Origin of the sequence: Pontibacterium sp. (assembly GCF_964228735.1) — a bacterium.
Classification (GTDB): domain Bacteria; phylum Pseudomonadota; class Gammaproteobacteria; order Pseudomonadales; family Balneatricaceae; genus Pontibacterium.
This window is the reverse complement of sequence record NZ_CAXRBQ010000072.1, coordinates 20306-38328: the sequence shown is the minus strand read 5'-3', so window position 1 is coordinate 38328 and position 18023 is coordinate 20306. Positions and strand designations below refer to the sequence as shown.

General features: G+C 55.7%; 19 protein-coding genes. 12 read left to right on the top strand and 7 right to left on the bottom strand.

What is annotated here, in order from left to right:
- The 8 genes from ACEQ15_RS07760 to ACEQ15_RS07725 all read left to right on the top strand — a co-directional run.
- A partial coding sequence (locus ACEQ15_RS07760; protein WP_370278546.1) for a YgiQ family radical SAM protein occupies positions 1–1399 on the top strand: 1399 nt, incomplete at its 5' end.
- A gap of 126 nt (positions 1400–1525) precedes the next feature.
- Entirely contained in the window at positions 1526–1894 is a 369-nt protein-coding gene (locus tag ACEQ15_RS07755; protein WP_370278545.1) for a glutaredoxin family protein, read from the top strand.
- Positions 1895–2390: 496 nt separating this feature from the next.
- Positions 2391–3392, top strand: coding sequence for an AAA family ATPase (locus tag ACEQ15_RS07750; RefSeq protein ID WP_370278544.1), 1002 nt, complete (start codon positions 2391–2393; stop codon positions 3390–3392).
- A 12-nt stretch (positions 3393–3404) separates the two neighbouring features.
- Positions 3405–4340 (top strand): DUF58 domain-containing protein, encoded by a 936-nt coding sequence (locus ACEQ15_RS07745; RefSeq protein WP_370278543.1) that lies wholly within the window; start codon positions 3405–3407, stop codon positions 4338–4340.
- Complete coding sequence (locus tag ACEQ15_RS07740) at positions 4340–4813, top strand: DUF4381 domain-containing protein (protein ID WP_370278542.1); 474 nt, start codon at positions 4340–4342, stop codon at positions 4811–4813. Before ACEQ15_RS07745 ends, ACEQ15_RS07740 begins: the two co-directional genes overlap by 1 nt.
- Positions 4806–5792: a VWA domain-containing protein gene (locus tag ACEQ15_RS07735; protein ID WP_370278541.1), complete on the top strand. Its 987-nt coding sequence runs from the start codon at positions 4806–4808 to the stop codon at positions 5790–5792. Before ACEQ15_RS07740 ends, ACEQ15_RS07735 begins: the two co-directional genes overlap by 8 nt.
- A 1-nt stretch (position 5793) precedes the next feature.
- Complete coding sequence (locus ACEQ15_RS07730; RefSeq protein ID WP_370278540.1) at positions 5794–7707, top strand: VWA domain-containing protein; 1914 nt, start codon at positions 5794–5796, stop codon at positions 7705–7707.
- A complete protein-coding gene (locus ACEQ15_RS07725; RefSeq protein WP_370278539.1) occupies positions 7701–9413 on the top strand; it encodes a BatD family protein in 1713 nt (570 codons plus the stop codon). The genes ACEQ15_RS07730 and ACEQ15_RS07725 overlap by 7 nt, the downstream gene beginning before the upstream one ends.
- A gap of 81 nt (positions 9414–9494) precedes the next feature.
- Here the strand turns inward: ACEQ15_RS07725 and ACEQ15_RS07720 are convergent, their stop codons facing one another.
- Together ACEQ15_RS07720 and ACEQ15_RS07715 are read right to left on the bottom strand one after the other, a co-directional pair.
- Positions 9495–9977 (bottom strand): NYN domain-containing protein, encoded by a 483-nt coding sequence (locus ACEQ15_RS07720; protein ID WP_370278538.1) that lies wholly within the window; start codon positions 9975–9977, stop codon positions 9495–9497.
- 67 nt (positions 9978–10044) lie between these two features.
- Positions 10045–10977, bottom strand: coding sequence for a LysR family transcriptional regulator (locus ACEQ15_RS07715; protein WP_370278537.1), 933 nt, complete (start codon positions 10975–10977; stop codon positions 10045–10047).
- A gap of 112 nt (positions 10978–11089) precedes the next feature.
- Between ACEQ15_RS07715 and ACEQ15_RS07710 the strand changes: the two genes are divergently transcribed.
- The 4 genes from ACEQ15_RS07710 (at position 11090) to ACEQ15_RS07695 (ending at position 14743) form a co-directional block, all read left to right on the top strand.
- Positions 11090–12010 (top strand): DMT family transporter, encoded by a 921-nt coding sequence (locus tag ACEQ15_RS07710; RefSeq protein ID WP_370278536.1) that lies wholly within the window; start codon positions 11090–11092, stop codon positions 12008–12010.
- A gap of 192 nt (positions 12011–12202) precedes the next feature.
- On the top strand, positions 12203–12691 hold the full coding sequence (locus ACEQ15_RS07705) for a GFA family protein (RefSeq protein WP_370278535.1): 489 nt from the start codon (positions 12203–12205) through the stop codon (positions 12689–12691).
- A gap of 4 nt (positions 12692–12695) precedes the next feature.
- On the top strand, positions 12696–13190 hold the full coding sequence (locus tag ACEQ15_RS07700) for a DUF3592 domain-containing protein (protein ID WP_370278534.1): 495 nt from the start codon (positions 12696–12698) through the stop codon (positions 13188–13190).
- 266 nt (positions 13191–13456) lie between these two features.
- Complete coding sequence (locus tag ACEQ15_RS07695) at positions 13457–14743, top strand: diguanylate cyclase domain-containing protein (protein WP_370278533.1); 1287 nt, start codon at positions 13457–13459, stop codon at positions 14741–14743.
- A gap of 38 nt (positions 14744–14781) precedes the next feature.
- Here ACEQ15_RS07695 and ACEQ15_RS07690 read toward each other — a convergent pair whose 3' ends face one another.
- The 5 genes from ACEQ15_RS07690 to ACEQ15_RS07670 all read right to left on the bottom strand — a co-directional run bounded on the left by ACEQ15_RS07690 (position 14782) and on the right by ACEQ15_RS07670 (position 18019).
- Positions 14782–15117 carry a hypothetical protein gene (locus ACEQ15_RS07690; RefSeq protein WP_370278532.1) on the bottom strand — a complete coding sequence of 112 codons (336 nt, stop codon included), beginning with the start codon at positions 15115–15117 and terminating at the stop codon, positions 14782–14784.
- A gap of 471 nt (positions 15118–15588) precedes the next feature.
- Positions 15589–16419 (bottom strand): class I SAM-dependent methyltransferase, encoded by an 831-nt coding sequence (locus tag ACEQ15_RS07685; RefSeq protein ID WP_370278531.1) that lies wholly within the window; start codon positions 16417–16419, stop codon positions 15589–15591.
- 78 nt (positions 16420–16497) lie between these two features.
- A complete protein-coding gene (locus ACEQ15_RS07680; protein ID WP_370278530.1) occupies positions 16498–16689 on the bottom strand; it encodes a hypothetical protein in 192 nt (63 codons plus the stop codon).
- Between the two features lie 132 nt (positions 16690–16821).
- Positions 16822–17148, bottom strand: coding sequence for a hypothetical protein (locus ACEQ15_RS07675; RefSeq protein WP_370278529.1), 327 nt, complete (start codon positions 17146–17148; stop codon positions 16822–16824).
- A 241-nt stretch (positions 17149–17389) separates the two neighbouring features.
- The gene (locus ACEQ15_RS07670; protein ID WP_370278528.1) at positions 17390–18019 is read right to left on the bottom strand and encodes a DUF502 domain-containing protein; all 630 of its coding nucleotides are present in this window, start codon (positions 18017–18019) and stop codon (positions 17390–17392) included.
- Positions 18020–18023 lie beyond the last annotated feature (4 nt).

The following is an 18023-nucleotide window of genomic DNA, read 5'->3' as shown; positions in this document are numbered from 1 at the left end:
TCTCTATGCACACGCATCCCGCGTACTACACCTGGAATCCAATCCGCACAACGCCCGTGCATTGATCCAGAAACACGGCAAACGTGAGATCTGGGTTAACCCGGCGCCGATCCCGCTGGAAACACCGGAGATGGACGGCGTATTTGGTCTGCCGTACCAGCGTATTCCGCATCCGAAATACGGTAAGCAGCGTATTCCGGCGTATGACATGATCCGCTTCTCGATCAACATCATGCGTGGCTGTTTTGGTGGCTGTACCTTCTGCTCCATCACCGAGCACGAAGGTCGTATCATCCAGAGCCGTTCCCACGAATCGATCCTGAATGAGATCGAAGAGATTCGTGACAAGGTCCCGGGTTTTACCGGCGCGATCTCCGACCTGGGTGGACCGACCTCCAACATGTACAAGCTCAACTGTAACGACCCTGAGATCCAGGCGTCGTGCCGTAAGCTGTCCTGTGTGTATCCGACCATCTGTCAGAACCTGAACACAGATCATAGTCCAACCACCCAGCTGTACCGTAAAGCACGTAAGCTGGATGGCGTACACACCATCTCCATTTCCTCCGGTCTGCGTTACGACCTGGCGGTGGAAGATCCGGAGTACGTACGCGAGTTGGTAACCTACCATGTGGGAGGTCTGCTCAAGATTGCTCCGGAACACAGCGAGGAGGGTACGCTCTCCAAGATGATGAAACCGGGTATGGGCACCTACGATGCGTTCAAGAAGATGTTCGACAAGTTCTCAAAGGAAGCGGGCAAGAAGCAGTACCTGATCCCATACTTCATTGGTGCGCATCCGGGTTGTGAAGACAGCGATATGGTCAGCCTGGCTCAGTGGCTGAAGAAGAACGAATTCAAGGTAGACCAGGTGCAGACCTTCTACCCGTCACCGATGTCCCTGGCGACCGCGATGTACCACTCAGACCGCAACCCGCTGAAGAAGGTGACCTACAAGTCCGAGAAGCTGTACACGCCGAAGAACGACGAGCAGCGTAAGCTGCACAAAGCACTGATGCGTTACCATGATCCGGAAAACTGGAGCATGCTGCGTGGCGCGCTGAAGGACATGGGTCGAGCCGACCTGATCGGTGATGGTCCAAACCAGCTGGTACCGGAAGAAGAGAAAGAGCAGAACGCCAAGCGCAATTCCAACCGTCCGGCTAAACCGGGTAAAACCGCGCGTGGCGGACAGTGGTCCGGTTCTACGCCAAAAGCGCGTGTGGACGACTCGCCGAGCAAGCGGGGTAACGGTAAACGTCCGGCATCGGGTAAAGGTGGCTCGTTTAAGAACAACGGCACCTCCGCCAAACGTGCGGCAGGTTCCGGCAGTGCTCCGGCAGCCAAAAAGGGCAAGCCGGGCAAGAAAAAGCAGCAGCGTAGCGTAAAACGTGGCTAAAGCAGCATAAAAACCGGGTGTTTAGAATCTGATCAACCTGATAGAATTCGCGCTCGCTAACATCGATGGGTAGCCAACCTGACCGCTACCCACCTTGCGTTAAGATTTGAAAGTGGAGAGAGCCTTATGGCATTTGTACGTTGGTTTCTGGGTCGTATCATTTTGTTACTGAACTTTATCTTCAGCCCGCGCAGTGTAAAGCGCCCTGCTGATGCCCAGGCGAAGATCGACCAGCGCACCCAAAATATGTCCTTGTACCAGTTTGAGGCGTGCCCGTTCTGCGTAAAAGTACGCCGTGCCATGAAGCGCAACGCGCTGAACATCGAACTGCGTGACGTCAAGAACGACAACACCCACCGTACCACTCTGCAGAACGAAGGTGGCCGTGTAAAAGTGCCATGCCTGCGTATCGAGAAAGAAGACGGCTCTGTGCAGTGGATGTACGAATCCAAAGAGATCATCGCTTACCTCGAAAACGAGGTTGTAGCGGCCTGATCTCAGATCGAATCTGATTACTAAAAAACGCCGGTGGGTTAGCGCTCACCGGCGTTTTTTTGGTTGTTCCCTATCTAATCGTTGGCGCTGAAGCAGTTGTGATCAGCTTGGTAAGTGTGTAAGGGTATCAATTCAGATTGTCGTATTTCTCAGGATGGAAACCCACAGTGTGAAGGAACACGCGTTATTATTTTCTGGAGCTCCAAGTCATTAAGCTACGTCTGGCCTGGTTTGGCTCGCAGGAGAAGGGGCAGGTGTGGGACACATTCCATGCGGCCTGACAGCAGCAGGCATCGCAATCAGCAACCCTAACGAAATTCTCCAGTTGTCACCCAGCCCCCCTTGATTCTGTCACGTCTAAACCCATCTATTCTGTACGGCCAGTCTGTTCGCGATCAGAACAAAGCGGCTAACTCAATGAAACCAATCGCTTTTTGGCTGGTCGATAGACCGATACAAACTCTTTGAATACGTCTGAAACACCTGGGAGGGCGGAATGACGGTGACGGTAGATGAGGCGGGACTCAGTCCAAACCAGCTTAAATTGGAAACGCTGCGTCAGGCGCTGCAAACGTCGGTGGTCGGGCAGGAGGCGCTAATCGAGCAGCTGCTGATCGCACTGCTGACTGACGGTCATGTACTGCTGGAAGGTCCGCCCGGTCTGGCGAAAACCCGCATCATTCATGCCCTGAGTGATCTGTTGGAGGGCACCTTTCACCGTGCGCAGTTCACCCCCGACCTGCTGCCCAGCGATATCACCGGTACCGAGATTTTTAATACCGCCGAGGGTGGTTTCCAGTTCCGTCCGGGGCCGCTGTTCTGCAACCTGTTACTCGCCGATGAAGTGAACCGTGCGCCTGCCAAGGTGCAATCGGCACTGCTGGAGGCGATGGCGGAGCGGCAGGTGACTGTGGCGGGTAAAACCTACCCGCTGCCGCGTGCGTTCATGGTGATGGCAACCCAGAACCCGCTGGAGCAGGAGGGCACCTACCCGCTGCCGGAAGCGCAGCTGGATCGCTTTATGCTGCATATCCGTATCGATTATCCCGACCATCAGCAGGAGAAAGAGATCCTGCGCCTGGTGCGCGGTGAGCATACCAGCCATATGGCGGGGGATGATGCAGTGGCGAAGGTGTTGCTCAGCGAGGAGGAGCTGTTCGCAGCCCGCCGCGAACTGATGGACACCTATATGGCGGACAATCTGGAGGACTATCTGGTCGCGCTGGTGATGGCGACCCGCAAGCCGGCGGCGTATGGTGACGATCTGGCCGACAGTCTCATATACGGCGCCAGTCCCCGTGCCACCATCGCACTGGATCTGGCGGTGCGAGCCAAGGCATGGCTCAACGGCCGGGATTTTGTCACGCCAGATGATATCCAGGAGATGGTACCTTCGGTGCTGCGTCACCGTATCGGCCTGAGTTATATCGCCGAGGCTAACGGAATGGACAAGGATCGTCTGATCGCCGAATTGATTGCGCGTGTGGCGGTGCCCTGAGGAGCTGCAGCTATGTTTGCCGGAGAGCACATACTGCGGCCGGTACCTGCGGCTCGCCACATCCTCACGCTGGACGAGCTGATCAGCCTGCGCCACTGGCCGCCGGCCCGCGGACGGGGGCGTGAACGTATGGCGATTCGCGACGGGCACCATCTCAGTCATATCCGCGGCCGCGGTATGGAGTACGACGACGTGCGCGAGTACCAGCCGGGCGACGATATCCGTCATCTGGACTGGCGTCTGATGGCGCGCACCGGTGAGGCGCACACCAAGCTGTTCCGTGAGGAGCGTGAGCGCCCGGTATTTGTGATGGCCGATCTGCGCGCGCCCATGCACTTTGCAACCCGCGGCCATTTCAAATCGGTGCTGGCCTCTTATGCTTCGGCGATGACCGTTTGGACCACCCTGGCCCACGGGGATTGTGTTGGCGGGCAACTGCTGGGCGGTGCGGAGCCCCAGTTGTTCCGTCCCAGCAATAATCGTCAGCAGGTGATGGGGCTGATCTCGGCACTGGCGCAGCGCACTGCTCATAAAATCGAGGCGGGCGCCGCCATGTCTCTTGGCCAAACGCTGGCCAACGCGGAGCGTTATCTGGAGAGCGGGACGCTACTCTACCTATTCAGCGATTTTCACGATGTGGATGAGGCGGTACAGCAACACCTGATGCGGCTGGCACAGCGGGTTGAGCTGAAGCTGGTGCTGATCTCCGATCCGCTGGAGCAGCAGCTGCCCCAGGGCAAACGTTACCGTTTTCTGGGTCGGGGGCGGGAGGTAACGGTTGATGCTGACGCGGGACAACAGCAACGCTACGCCGCACAATTTGCCGGCCGAATCCAGCTGCTCAAAAAACTGCGCAATCTACGCGGTGTGGAGTTTGCCCACTGGCACACCGATCAACACCCGCTCTTTCAGCTTCCATCTTCACACGGGAAAGAGGGGGCGCGCTGATGGACTTCTCGCAGATCCCCCTGAAACCGATGCAGTTGCCTGATGCTGTGGGCATCTGGCCGCCTGCGCCCGGCTGGTGGCTACTGCTGCTGTTGCTGGTTGTTTTGACCGTCATGGCAGTGCTCTGGTGGCGTCGGTGTAAGGCTGATCCCCGGCGCCGGTGTCTGGCGGCACTTGAGGTTGTGCTCGCCCGCTATCAACAACACCAGAACCCGCAAATACTGCTGACCGACTGTAATGCGTTGCTGAAGCAGAGTGCGATGACGCTGTATTCACGTCATGAGGTTGCGGGGCTGTCGGGGCAGGCATGGTTTGAGTTTCTGCAGCAGACAGGGCCACGCTGCGATCACGGCCAGCTGCGCAATCTGGTGGAGGGCCCCTATCGGCGCGATGCGGTAATCTCCGCCGACGCGCTGATTGCAGCGTGCAGGCAGTGGATCAAGTCGGCTAAACGGGAGATCGCTGATGTTTGAGTTAGGCTGGCCTTGGTTACTGCTGCTGGCGCCGCTGCCGTGGCTGGTTTACTGCTATGCACCGGCGGCAGGCGCTGCTCAGCAGAGTGGCCTTGAGGTGCCGTTTATCGACGCGCTGGAAAGTGCAACCGGCGGACAGCGTACGTCAACGGGCAAGCGCTCCCTGGGTTTACTGATCTGGTGTTACCTGGCCTGGCTCTGCCTGCTGTTTGCTGCGACCAATCCGCGCTGGATCGGTGAGCCGGTGCCGCAGCAGCTGCAGGGGCGCGATATGGTGCTGGCGGTGGACCTGTCGGAAAGTATGCTGGAGCAGGATTTTGAACTCGGCAATCAGCTGATCAGTCGTCTGGCGGCCACCAAAGCGGTGGCGGGGGACTTTATTCAGCGGCGTGTGGGCGACCGTATTGGTCTGATTCTGTTTGCCGAGCAAGCCTACCTGCAGGCCCCCCTGACTCATGATCGCACTACGGTGAAGCAGCTGCTGGATGAGGCCCAGATCGGGTTGGCGGGCCGCTCCACTGCAATCGGTGATGCGATCGGGCTGGCGGTGAAACGTTTTAAATCGATGAGGAATGAACAGCGGGTACTGATACTGATGACCGACGGCACGAACACCGCCGGTGCACTGGACCCGAAAAAGGCGACCGAGCTGGCTATGGCTGAAGGGCTGAAAATCTACAGCATCGGTATCGGTCGCGACCGTAGCCGGGGAGGTTTGGTCGGACGGCTGCTGGGCGGTTCGATGCCGGAGCTGGATGAAGAGACCCTGACCTACATCGCAGAGCAGACCGGCGGTCAGTATTTCCGTGCGCAGGATATCGATCAACTGGCGGAGATCTATCAGGTTTTGGATGAGCTGGAGCCGGTGGCGCAGGACAGCGATACATTCCGCCCGGTAAGTTCGCTCTACCACTGGCCGCTGCTGGTGGGTGTGTTGATGCTGATATTGGCCGCCCTGTGGCGAGCAGGGAGGGGGTGAGATGCTGAATGAATTCCACTTTCTGCAGCCCTGGTGGCTGCTGCTCTTTCCGCTATTGATGGGGATCACCTGGCTCTGGCTGCGCGCTAATCACTCCACGCAGCACTGGGCACAGGTCTGTGATGCGGAGCTGTTACCGTTCCTGGTCAGGGAGGGGAAAGGGCGTTCGCGTGCGATCTGGCCTCTGGCGGTATTGGTGTCGCTGCTGCTGGCGCTCGCGGCGGCACAGCCGGTTTGGCAGAAACAGCCACAACCGGCCGTGAAGCAGGGCGGTGCGGTGGTGATCGTGTGGGATCTCTCGGCGTCCATGAACGCAACAGACCTTAAACCCAGCCGTTTGCAACGCGCCCGTTTCAAGATCGAAGACCTTCTGGACCGTCTTGGCGACAGTCAGGCGGCGCTGCTGGTGTATGCGGCGGACGCGTTCGTTGTCACACCGCTTACCGAGGACGGTGATACGATCCGTGCACAACTTCCTGCGATGCAACCGGAGATTATGCCGGCGCAGGGTAGCCGGGCGGATCGGGCGTTGCAGCAGGCCGGAGCCTTACTGCAACAGGCTCAGGTGCCCGAGGGCGATATTCTGCTGGTCAGTGACGAGGTGGAGCCGGCCCTGATAGCAGCAGACGCCAGCCGCCTGAAACAGCAGGGATATCGGGTGTCGATACTCAGTGTGGGCACGCGAGAGGGCGCGCCGATTCCGACCGGTTCCGGTTTGCTGAAAGACCGGCAGGGAGAGGTTGTGGTCGCCCGCACCGATCTTGGCAAAATGCGTGAAGCAGCGGCGTTGGGCGGCGGTGTCGCGGTCAGGCTGAGCAACGACGACACAGATCTGGACCAACTGAGCGCCTTGTTCGCACAAAGTGAACGGCGCGCAGTGGTCAGCGATCAGGCGTTTGATTACTGGGTGGCGGAAGGCCCCTGGATTCTGTTGCTGACACTTCCGCTGCTATTGCCACTGTTTCGCAGGGGGATGCTGAACCTTCTGCTGCCAGTGATGTTTTTGTCGGCATTTACGGCTTCACCAAACGCGGACGCCGGCTGGTGGCAGGATCTGTGGCGATCGCCGGATCAGAAGGCGGCCAAGGCTTACGCTACAGGAGATAAAGCGGCTGCAGCGAAGCAATTTGAAGATCCGCGCTGGAAGCAGGTGGCGCAGTACGAGAGCGGCGACTACCAGGCTGCACTGGAGGAGGGGTTTACCCCGGAGACGGCGGCTGACTGGTACAACCGCGGCAACGTTCTGGCCCGTAACGGCAAGCTGGATGAGGCGATCGCTGCTTACCACCGCGCCCTTGAGCTTCAGCCCGACTTTGACGATGCCAAACACAACAAAACGTTGCTGGAGGAACTCAAGCAGCAGGCTTCTGAACAGGAAAATCAGAGCCAGCAATCGGGACAGCAGAATCAGCAAGCGTCTCAGCAGTCGCAGCCGCAATCGCAGCAGGGCGGTGAACAAAAGCAATCTGGTCAGCAAAACAGCCATAGCGAACAGGACGACCCAACACAATCCGATCAGGCCCGCGATTCTGCCGCGCAGCAAAACCAAGGTGGCGATCAGGGTAACGATAGCGCGCAACAGTCGGCACCGGCGTCCGATGCGGCGGAGAGCCGCAACCCGCAAGAGAGTAGCCAGCATGCTGCGGAACGGGAGGCACAAACGGCTGAGGAGGCGGAGGACTACCTGAGAGGGCAGATCGATCAGCGTCAGCAGGGTAACGACTCAGAGAACGAAGGCGAAGCGATGGCCGCGATGACAGCGGAACAAGATAAACCGGTGGATGAGGCTGAGCAGGCCCGTCAGCAGTTGCTGAACAAAATTGTCGATGATCCGGCAGGGCTCTGGCGGCGCAAGTTTATCTACCAGTATCGCCAGCGGGCGCAACAGGATGGAGTAGAGGAAAAAACATGGTAAAGGCGATAACACGTTGGTTTCCGGCTCTGCTGCTCTGCTTGAGTGTTGTGGCTCAGGCCGCAGTGGAAAGCCGTATCGACCGCAGTCAGGTGGATGAGGGGGAAACAATCCGTTATTCGCTGGATATGTCCGGTGTGAGCAGCGACGAGATCGATCTGAACCCGTTGGAAAAGGACTTCGACATCCTGGGGCGCAGCCAGCAGTCCAGTACCTATATTCGCAACGGGCAGGTGGAGATGACCAGTGAACTGGTCCTCACACTGCTGCCGAAGCGTACGGGTAAACTCGTCATTCCGTCGCTGTCTGTCGACAATGATCAGACACAGCCGCACCGGATCACGGTGAAAAAGGTGCAGCAGGTCGGTGCTGATCAGGGCGGATTTGAGGTGCGGGCATCCCTCTCCTCCGAAAATCCCAAGGTGCAACAGCCGATCATCTATCGTGCAACCCTGCTGGTGGGGCGGCAGATCTTTAATGCCTCTATTGAAGCGCCCACTGTCAGTGGTGTAAAAGCGCTGGTGGAACCACTGGGTGAGCAGAAACAGTACACGCAGGTACTTGATGGACGGGAGATAACCGCAGTCGAGCAGTCTTGGGTCATTACGCCGGAAGAGAGCGGTGATCTGGAGATTACACCCGTGAGACTGATTGGTCAGGTACACAACGGGCAACGCAAACGTGATCCTTTTGGTAATCTTACCCGTGCTCTGAAACGGGTGCAGGTATCGTCGCAACCCTACAGCCTGACGGTGGAGCCGATTCCCGCGCAATTTTCAGGACGTACTTGGTTGCCGGCAGAAAAGCTGAGCCTGAGTGAGGATTGGCAGACCGACAGCGTTACCCAGGGCGAGCCGGTCACGCGTGTGATCACGCTGACAGCCGAAGGGCTGACCAGCAACCAGTTACCACCACTGACATTGCCTGAGGTGAAGGGGGTTAAGCAGTACGCGGCCACACCGGAAACCGATCAGCACTTCGGCGATCATCTGGTGTCGACACTGGAGCTGGAGGTTACGTTGATTCCCAGCAAAGTGGGGACACTGACGTTGCCGGAGATCCGTGTTCCCTGGTGGGATGTGAAAGCAAACCGGATGCGGGAGGCGGTACTGGAGGCGGTGACGGTTGAGGTGCTGCCGGGTGTGAACGCTGCTCAGGCCGCAGCCCCTGTCCCGCTGCCGGTGGAGCCTGAAGTGACGCCAGAGGTTGTGCCGCAGGCGCAGGAAGCGGTTGCTGCTACGCCGGACGAGCCTGCCACGCAGGCCGATGAAACGGCCGCAGGCTGGATTAATCACGGGTGGCTTCTGTTGGTGGGCGTTGTGCTGGGCAGTGTTGGGACACTGCTACTGGGCCGGTTCTCGTCGAAAGCAGACAACACCGCTGCGCAGCGGGAGGTAAGCGCTGCTGTTAGCTCGGTTTCACACGCGCAACGGCAGCTGAAGCAGGCGTGTGAGCAGAACGATGCACGGGCAGCGCGAACGGCGTTGTTAGAGTGGGCTAAGGCTCAGCGCCCCGGATGTACACACCTTAATCAGCTGGCGGATATCTGTCCGGATTTGAAACCCGAGATCAACAGGTTGAACCAGCACACCTATGGCAGGGCAGCGCAAAGCTGGCAGGGGCAGCAACTGTGGCGCCTGGCTCAGAGTGCCCGGCTTGGGCCCCCGGAAACAGCTGAAGGGATACTGGAACCGCTTTATCGGACATAACAGGTCTGGGGGCGCGCTGCCATGAAGTCGGTAGCGCCCGTGTCCTGGTTGGCGGGGGGATCGATGGTGGAGAGGGCCGCGTTACATCAGTAACGCTTCCTCAATTCGATAAAACTCACTCGCCGCATTAATCAGTGAGTTTGCCGTCAGTGCCGGTACACCGTATACATCGGCGCTGACGTGATAATCGTTGCGAACCTTATCCAGCAGCAGATCAAAATCTCCGTCACCCGAAAGCAGTACAATCTTATCTACCGATTTGGCTGCTTCCAGCACATCTATTGTAATCCCTACATCCCAATCACCTTTGGCGGAGCCGTCGCTACGCTGGATAAAAGGTTTGAGCTTTACATCGAAACCGATCTGTTTAAGAGCGTTCTGAAACTTCAGCTGGCGTTCGTCGCCACGGTGGATGGCGTAGGCGGTGGCGCTGACGATGGTGCCTTCCTCAGAGATGCGCTGCCACAACGCCCTGTAGTTGAACTGGCGGCCGTATGCCTGACGGGTGGTGTAGTAGATGTTCTGTACATCCACGAAGATGGCGATCTTAGGCTGGTCGGGCATTCACGGAACCTTGTTGGTGGGTGTTAGTGAAAAAGGCAGCATACCGTAACGGCGTGTGGTCAGCGAGTTATACGGTGTCGTTGATCACGTTGGCCAACTGCTGCCGTAACCAGATATGGCCCGGATCGTTATCGTGCAGTGGGTGCCAAGCAAAAAACGAACTGATATCGGTGAGTTCACGCGGGGCCTGAATCAGCTTCAGCGGGTAGTGCTGCTGGAAATACAGTGCGACCGGTTTGATCATCACAATCATCAGTTCGGTGTTTTCCAGGATGGCTGGCACCGAGGCGTATCCCTGCACCGTGGTGACCACATTACGCTTGAGGCCGTTCTGCTGGAGGCGCTGATCCAGGAAATTCTTGGGGCCACTCCAGTAAGAGGTGAAGATCTGTGGCTGTGCTGCCATCTCCTCCAGACTTAACGACTGACGCTGGGCGAGGGGATGGGACTCATGGACAACCAGCACCATCTCGGTGTTTTGTACCAAGCCGGTCTTCAGGTTGTCAGCCAGGTGGGTCATGCCCCGTACGCCGAACACCAGATCTACTTTTCCTTGCAGCAGTTCATCGTGGTAGTCCGACTGGGTCAGCGGTTCGTTGTGGATCTGTACGCTCAGTTGTTCCTGGCTGAGTATCCGCAACAAACGCGGTAGCTGAATCAGTTCAAAGTGGCCACCCCCTGCGATCTTAAAGACCCGGTCTGATGCGGCGGGATCAAACTCCGGATTCTGCTTCAGCTTATGGGAGAGGGTCTGAATGAACAGGCCCGTGGGCTCGGCCAGTTCCCGTGCACGCAGGGTGGGTTCCATACCGCTTGGGGTAGCCACGAACAGCGGATCGTTCAGGGCCTGACGCAATCGCTTCAGTGCGTGACTGACGGCGGATTGGCTCAAGGCAAGGGATTCTGCTGCACGGGTGACATTGCGCTCACACATCAGTGCGTGCAGTACCTTCAATAGATTGAGATCCAGGTTGGTTAACTCGATATGTTTGTTGTTCATGGTGGTATGCATACTATGCAGTTCATTAATGTCTTATTCGATCTTAGACTGTGTTCAGTTGTTAACGCAATGGCTGTTACAGCGTTGCCGGTAAGTAAGATTGGAGGGGAATATGTTGAGCGAACGTCACAAAGGGCACCTGTCTGTAATATTGTTTACTGTGCTGATCAGCACCTCTTTTCCCCTGGGCCAGTACCTGACCGCTGAGTTGCCACCGCTGGTGGTAACCTGGACACGCTTTGTGTTGGGGGCTTTATTCTTTGGCGGACTCATATTGTCACGACGCAGCTGGCAGTGGCCTTCGGCCTCTTTGTTGTTGCGCTATGCCGTTCTGAGCCTGCTGGTGTGTTTCTATTTCTGGTCGATGTTTGAGGCCCTGGAGCAGAGCGATCCGGTCGAGGTTGCCGCTATCTATACTCTGGTTCCGCTGTTCACTGCGTTGATTGCACGGGTTGCCGGGCAGCACCTGAAGCAGCGTCAGTGGGTTATGTTGCTGGTTGGCCTGCTGGCGGCGGTATGGATCATCGTGGGTGGTTCGGTTGACCGGTTGCTGACACTGCGTATTGATGACGGCAGCCTGATCTACCTGTGGGGTTGCATGGCCTTTGCCGCCAACCCGGTGCTGGTACAGTCCAGCCTGAAAGAACAGCCGATTCTAAGTGCCACATTCTGGCTGCTGCTCTTCGCTGCTCTATGGTTAAGCCCGTTTATTCCGATGTATCTTGATACTGCCGTACTGGCCGAAGTAAGCGTGGGTGTTATCTGGGGCGTGCTGTATATGGGGCTGGCGGTGACTGCGTTGACATTTATGTTGTTCCACTATGCCAGCGTGCGTCTGAAATCAGCCCAGGTTATGGCCTACAGCTATCTTGTACCGGTGATGGTTATGCTGATGGCAGTGGTCGCAGGGCAGCCGTTGGTTCTCTCGATCCTGCCTGCAGTGGGGATCATCCTCGCGGTGGTGGTTGTAATGCTCAAAAGTCCGGAAGACGTGATACCGGCCACTGAAGAAGGGTTGCCTAAAGCGGGCTGATCGAGGTTGGTGAGCGCAATCAATCGCGTGAGATAACTAACGCAAATACTGTCTTTCTAGAACTTGCTGAGTGATCAGTGCCTGAATCATATTGCTCTAAGGTGTCGCTCGTTTTAGTGGCGGAATTGCTAAATAGAGCTATGGTTGAATCGTTTGGGTTTAAGAACTCCTTGGACGAAGGCACTGATCACTATGAAGCTTGAAGGTTCCTGTCACTGCGGCGCTGTGCATTTCAGCGTCAACTCCGCACATCCCTATCCGTTTAACCTCTGCTATTGCTCGATCTGTCGTAAAACGGCGGGTGCGGGTGGCTATGCGATAAACCTCTCTGCAGACCATGAATCGCTGAAAGTGGAGGGGGAAGAAAATATCTCTGTCTATCAGGTGATGCTGACCAACGATGCTGGCGAGCGGGCGCAAAGCCCTGCTAAACGCCACTTCTGTAGCAAATGCGGTAGTGCGTTATGGGTTTGGGATCCGCGTTGGCCGGAGCTGATGCACCCGTTTGCTTCAGCAATCGATACAAGCTTACCGGTCCCGCCGGAGCGTACCCATCTGATGCTCGGTTCGAAGGCTTCCTGGGTTCCGTTACAGACAGGGGACCACGATAAGGAGTTCGATCTCTACCCGGATGAGTCGATCGCGCAGTGGCATCAAAGGCTGGGCTTGGAGGATAACTAAGCTGATGATCGATTACATAATGGAGATGTTCGATCTGGCCGTAGACGGTGATAAACAGGGATTTATGTTTTTCATCTGTCTGTACGCGCTGGTGGTTTGCGGTTATTCGGTGTTGTTCCAGCTTCGGGTTGCCCGGTGGCCGGAAACCAAAGGGGCCTTACTGCAGAATGGAGTGAGCAAAATAGGCGGTACAGAGCTGGTGACGTCAAATCAGGAGTACATTGCTTCTGCGCTCTACGAATACGTTGTGGATGGGAAGCATTATCAGGGTAAACGGGTGTCGCCCTGGGTGATGGTGGCGTCACACAACGCAAAATTTCTATTGGAGAAGCAGAGGCGAGGGATACACCAATACGCAGATGGTGGCGTCCGTGTCTTCTTTAATCCAAACAATCCTAAGAAAAGCTTTCTTATTAAACCGGGTAAGTTGGGGATCGCTTTCACCCTTAGCCTGGCGGTAGGCCCTATGTTGCTGTATGGGTACTCGTACACTATCTGATTTCTTGGCATAACCTGTTTGAAATATCTTCTCAGTCGCAGGTCAGACCTACGCGGATACCCCGTCAGTTGTGTTTGTTTTCTTTGGCTTTTCTTATATTGGTCTACAATAAATCGGAACCGTTTTTGTTCAGGTAGAGCGTTTGACGATTTTAACCTGCTTGGAGGACCGTCGTTCGATTCTGAATTCCCCGTTGTGTATGGAACGCTTTGGTTATCAAACGCAGTTGGTCAGAGTTTAGAGAGAAGGGTTCCATGGTGTAAGGGATGTCTGAAAGTCACAAGTATGATCATCTAGTCCATATTAAGAGTCACGACGAGTTAGGCCTTTATGAGCTGATTCCCAATGTTGTTTGGATCTTTGACCTGGATAAACACGGCTGGTGGTGGGGAAACCCGGCAGCGGTGTCGTTCTGGGGACTGAACAGCGTACAGGAGCTGATTGATAAAGACCTGTCTGGCGATACCCAGGGGGCGCGGGATCGAACGCTGCAAACCTTTGAGCTGGCCGCCAAGGATGGGTTAACGGTCGACCCCTGGACTACCTACCCCAATGGCAAACCCAAAACGTTACTGATGATGCACCGGGCTGTATTGCTGGGCCCGGACAAACATCGTGGCATCATCGCCTATATCAACGAAGAGGTGAATCTCGGGGAACAACCCGAAAACCTGTTGTTGATGGAGGCGATGCGTTATACACGTGTACCTGCAACTACCTACACTTTTGACGGTGAACCGCTCGTCGAAAACCCCGCTGCCACCGACGCATACAATCACCTGCACGATCAACCGATGCCGGAAGGCAGCTGCGCATTTATAGAACGCTTTGCTGATCCTGAAGAAGGCCGTGCCTGCATTGCGAGAATCCAGCGAGAGGAAGAGGGGCGTTGGGATTACATTATGCGAACCAGTGCAGGCGAGCGGCGCCACAGTCTGGATATTCGTCGTACCCGCCATCCCCTAAATGGCGACTTCCTGTTTCTGGTGGTGGAGTACGATTTTACGGAGCTGTATGACGCACTAGAGGAAGTTGAGGCTTCACGGGCGCGTCTGCACGATATCGCCATGAGGGATACGCTGACCGGCGTAAACAGCCTGCACTATATGCAGGAAGCAGCAAAAACAGAGATCGCGCATGCCGAGCGGCATAACCTCCAGTTGGCGGTGATGTTTATCGATCTGGATGGCTTTAAGTCGATTAACGATGCCTACGGGCACGATGTGGGTGATAGCGTACTGTGTGAAGTTGCCCAACGTGTACAGACGACCATTCGCTCCGAGGATATGCTGGCACGTATCGGCGGGGATGAATTTGTGGTGCTGCTGTCTCACGCATCTTGCGAAGAATACACAGAGCGGGTCGCAACCCGCATATTGGAAGTGATTGAACAGCCTGTCGTTGCCGCAGGGCATGCAATCAGCGCCAGTGCCAGTATCGGTATATCTCTGTATCCGAAGGACGGTCAGGATCTGGAGGCACTGCTTAAAGCGGCGGATGATGCGATGTACTGCGTGAAGAAAAACGGGAAGAACGCATTCGCCTGCGTTTAGGTGGAAGGTGGTGGAAGGTATCGGACTAGCCGTGAGGTTTAAAACTCACGGCTGTCTTCTTCGTCAGTTAACTCTTCTTCGATGTAGCGCTTGATGTGTTGACGGCTGCGGGTGGTGGTTTTGAACAGCCAGACAGCAATCAGGAAGCCAACTACGTAGATATACAGCTGCGCCTCGCCGAACAGCGATCCAAGAATCAGGGTAAACGGTACAACAATCAGGATGCCGATTTTGCCTCGTCTGAGCAGGGTTTCCATCAGCTCCTGTGCGTCGTGGCGGTTGTTCACGCCCGCGTCCTGAAGGGTTTGACACAAGGAGAGGTACTCTTTTTCACGCTGTTTTTTCAGGCGACCAAAAGGGTCATTGATATTCATTTGGGTGACTCTTAAATCAATATGACTAACTCAAATGATAACCCGTAATGGCGAAAACGTCCTATTTGGAATGGATTTGTGGGTCGGGAATTTTGTTGGGCATCGCTTCGCGATGGCCAACCTACTTGTGTGAGCACATAGTTTACCGATACCGTAGGTTGGCCAAACCGTTAAGGTTTGCCCAAACATTCTTCGTTGAAGTTGCTAGATATGCGGGAAATTTGTGTTGGGCATCGCTTTGCGATGACCAACCTACTTGTAGCAGAGGGCTTTTATGCCCTTTGGGTGCCGACCGCGATTTTCCTCGCAGTCTGAATGTGTCGCCCTCAGAGCGGGCTGCTACAGGGTTCTGATTGTTCTTAACGATGGCACTCTATGTCTGACAGGAGTGTTCAGTGCACGAGACTGTAGCAGCGGTCTCAGACCGCGACGTTTACAATACTTAGAAGATGTCGCCCTCGGAGAGGGCTGCTACGTGTTGTGAGCAATGACTTCCACAACACGTGCTGCATGACCGCTAAGGTTACGCATTACGTTTGGCCCCATCTGTCCGAACTCTGGACCCAGGATCAAAGCAGGGGAGACCGGCGGAGGTGTACTGGCCCCACCAGATTGCTTCTCTTTTTCCGCCTGGCGCTGTCGCCACGCCAAGGCTTCTTCCGACCAGTCGTTAAACATCTCAATCTGAAACCCGCTGTCATGAAGCATGGCGCGCAGTTCCGCTTCCGTACGCAGGTGTGAATCCTCGGCACTGCGCGCCCAAGGTACCGGGTAACGCATCTCGTTGTGATTCTCACCCTGCAGTACCTCGTGCATCAGCAATCTGCCGTTGTTGGTAAGTACGCGCTTACACTCCCTTAATACCTGTGCCGCATCAGGCATGTTCAGCAGGCTGTGCTGGAACACAATTAGGTCAAATTGACCGGCTTCAAAGGGAAGGTTATGAGCATCGCCGGTAACTACTTGAGGTGATGAATTATCTGGTGTGAGAGAGGAGAGTTGCTGGTTGATCTGGTTCAGCCCGTGGGTGATGTCCAGGCCGGTGATCGGCAGTCTTAAATCCTGCTCGATCAGTCGCATCAAGCCGCCCAGTCCGGAGCCGATATCCAGGATGGAGGTCACTTCCAGCGCTTCGATACGCTTTACCAGTTTAAGGGATGCCTTGATGCCACCAATGTGCAGCTGATCGACCGGTGCCAGCTGGAAACGATCCGGACCTTCCGGGTAAGCGGATTGAAGTTTGGCAATGATGCGGTCGGTATCGAGCTTTTGCTGGTAGTGATCGTTTACCGTAGCGGACATCAGGGTTTTCTCTATGTAGGTGAAAACCCTAATTTGCCGTTAAGTTGGCTGCTTTGCAAGTGCGGGCGGCGTACAGCGTCAGAGTTGTTTGATCTGCTGCAGAATGTGTTCTGGTGGCTCCTTAACTACCAAATGGGAGATCTCACCGCTGGTGAAGTAGAGCCGGGTGCCGCTCTCTCCCGCTTTCTGCGAAAAGTAGACGATGTTATCCGTATTAACGAAGTACTCGGTGCCGTCCCTTTCCGAGGTCACGCGAATAATGATCTTCATCGGTGGGCTCCTGACGGTGTCATACTGGTATTAGTCTAGCAGACAGGTACGCTCAGGCAGCGTTACCGCCGCCTGATGTGATTTGTGTGGGGTAAGACGCCAGAAATTTATGTGAGCGGAAATTAGGTCTGCTTATTTGTGAGACCAGATCACGCGCACGGGATCACCGAAGTCATCGTAGATCACTTTACGGTAACTTTGATGCTTAGGTTTGGGAGCGGCCTTTCTGGTTTTCTTACCCGGGCGACGCGCTTCAATGGCAGCGACCACTTCGGGAATAGGCGTGCGTGTTTCGTGGGTCCGTTCGATTCGGATATGGCGGGTATGATATCGCCCTTCGACCAGGCCTGTAGCGCCGGGAGGTACGCACTGAATAGTGCCGCCTTGAGCGAGATAGTCTGCGATTTTCTGTTCGTGTTCTCTGCGTATTTGTTTTTTGTTTGGGCGCTTGCTGAACATTTTTATTTGTCCGATTAGGTCTGTCTAAAGGCGCTGATCTCCATATGACGGGAAGCTTTGAACGGTGCTGGGAGGGACTGTTACACCACTGTCTGTTCAGGCACTACCTGCATTCCAGAATGTTCAGTGTAGACAATGTATAGCGCTTCACCAGACATCGAAGGTGAACATTTTTTGACAGCTTTGCCGGATAGCAGAGTTTTAGTATTCCAGGCCCGACTTTTCGGCACAGGAAACATTTTCAGTGGTGCCGAAGCGGCGGCCTGGATATCGGTCCACTCTGACTGATACCGGTCACTCCGGCGGTCAGGGTGAAGCGCATTGCTTCTTCAACACTCATATTTAGCGGTCTGACTGAACTCCGTGGTATTAGCACGGCATAACCACCAATCATGTAGCTGAGGGGCAGATAGACCAGAATACTGCCCTCTGTGTCGAAACCTTCTGGCAGGCGTCCGCTGGATTCCTGGGTCACGAATCCGATCACCTCCATGCCGCTATCGCCAAGTGTCACTACAACGACCTGTTCAAACTCCTTTTTCACGGTGGGTGAGAAGTAGTCGAAAAAGTCCCGAATAGCGCGGTAGACCGTTTTCACCAGTGGCATGTGGTAGAGCAGGTTTTCTGTAAGGGCAAAAAGGCGTTGGAACAGATAGGCGTGCATCAGCATGCCCACGAGAAAAGCGACTGCGAGTCCTGCCAGCAGCCCCAGGCCAGGCCAGTATGGCATGCCGGGTAGAAGCGCACGGATCGATTCGCCCAGCGCGACCTCGATAGTTCGGGCCAACCAATAGATCAGATACAGGGTCAGGAGTACGGGCAGGATGGTGACAAGGCCCGTAAGAATATTTCGACCGATGAAACGCAACATGATG

Excerpts from the sequence above, each read along its gene's own strand:
- ACEQ15_RS07755 (WP_370278545.1), top strand. The coding sequence starts at position 1,526 with ATGGCATTTGTACGTTGGTTTCTGGGTCGTATCATTTTGTTACTGAAC.
- ACEQ15_RS07750 (WP_370278544.1), top strand. The coding sequence starts at position 2,391 with ATGACGGTGACGGTAGATGAGGCGGGACTCAGTCCAAACCAGCTTAAA.
- ACEQ15_RS07745 (WP_370278543.1), top strand. The coding sequence starts at position 3,405 with ATGTTTGCCGGAGAGCACATACTGCGGCCGGTACCTGCGGCTCGCCAC.
- ACEQ15_RS07740 (WP_370278542.1), top strand. The coding sequence starts at position 4,340 with ATGGACTTCTCGCAGATCCCCCTGAAACCGATGCAGTTGCCTGATGCT.
- ACEQ15_RS07735 (WP_370278541.1), top strand. The coding sequence starts at position 4,806 with ATGTTTGAGTTAGGCTGGCCTTGGTTACTGCTGCTGGCGCCGCTGCCG.
- ACEQ15_RS07730 (WP_370278540.1), top strand. The coding sequence starts at position 5,794 with ATGCTGAATGAATTCCACTTTCTGCAGCCCTGGTGGCTGCTGCTCTTT.
- ACEQ15_RS07725 (WP_370278539.1), top strand. The coding sequence starts at position 7,701 with ATGGTAAAGGCGATAACACGTTGGTTTCCGGCTCTGCTGCTCTGCTTG.
- ACEQ15_RS07720 (WP_370278538.1), bottom strand. The coding sequence starts at position 9,977 with ATGCCCGACCAGCCTAAGATCGCCATCTTCGTGGATGTACAGAACATC.
- ACEQ15_RS07715 (WP_370278537.1), bottom strand. The coding sequence starts at position 10,977 with ATGAACAACAAACATATCGAGTTAACCAACCTGGATCTCAATCTATTG.
- ACEQ15_RS07710 (WP_370278536.1), top strand. The coding sequence starts at position 11,090 with ATGTTGAGCGAACGTCACAAAGGGCACCTGTCTGTAATATTGTTTACT.
- ACEQ15_RS07705 (WP_370278535.1), top strand. The coding sequence starts at position 12,203 with ATGAAGCTTGAAGGTTCCTGTCACTGCGGCGCTGTGCATTTCAGCGTC.
- ACEQ15_RS07700 (WP_370278534.1), top strand. The coding sequence starts at position 12,696 with ATGATCGATTACATAATGGAGATGTTCGATCTGGCCGTAGACGGTGAT.
- ACEQ15_RS07695 (WP_370278533.1), top strand. The coding sequence starts at position 13,457 with ATGTCTGAAAGTCACAAGTATGATCATCTAGTCCATATTAAGAGTCAC.
- ACEQ15_RS07690 (WP_370278532.1), bottom strand. The coding sequence starts at position 15,117 with ATGAATATCAATGACCCTTTTGGTCGCCTGAAAAAACAGCGTGAAAAA.
- ACEQ15_RS07685 (WP_370278531.1), bottom strand. The coding sequence starts at position 16,419 with ATGTCCGCTACGGTAAACGATCACTACCAGCAAAAGCTCGATACCGAC.
- ACEQ15_RS07680 (WP_370278530.1), bottom strand. The coding sequence starts at position 16,689 with ATGAAGATCATTATTCGCGTGACCTCGGAAAGGGACGGCACCGAGTAC.
- ACEQ15_RS07675 (WP_370278529.1), bottom strand. The coding sequence starts at position 17,148 with ATGTTCAGCAAGCGCCCAAACAAAAAACAAATACGCAGAGAACACGAA.
- ACEQ15_RS07670 (WP_370278528.1), bottom strand. The coding sequence starts at position 18,019 with ATGTTGCGTTTCATCGGTCGAAATATTCTTACGGGCCTTGTCACCATC.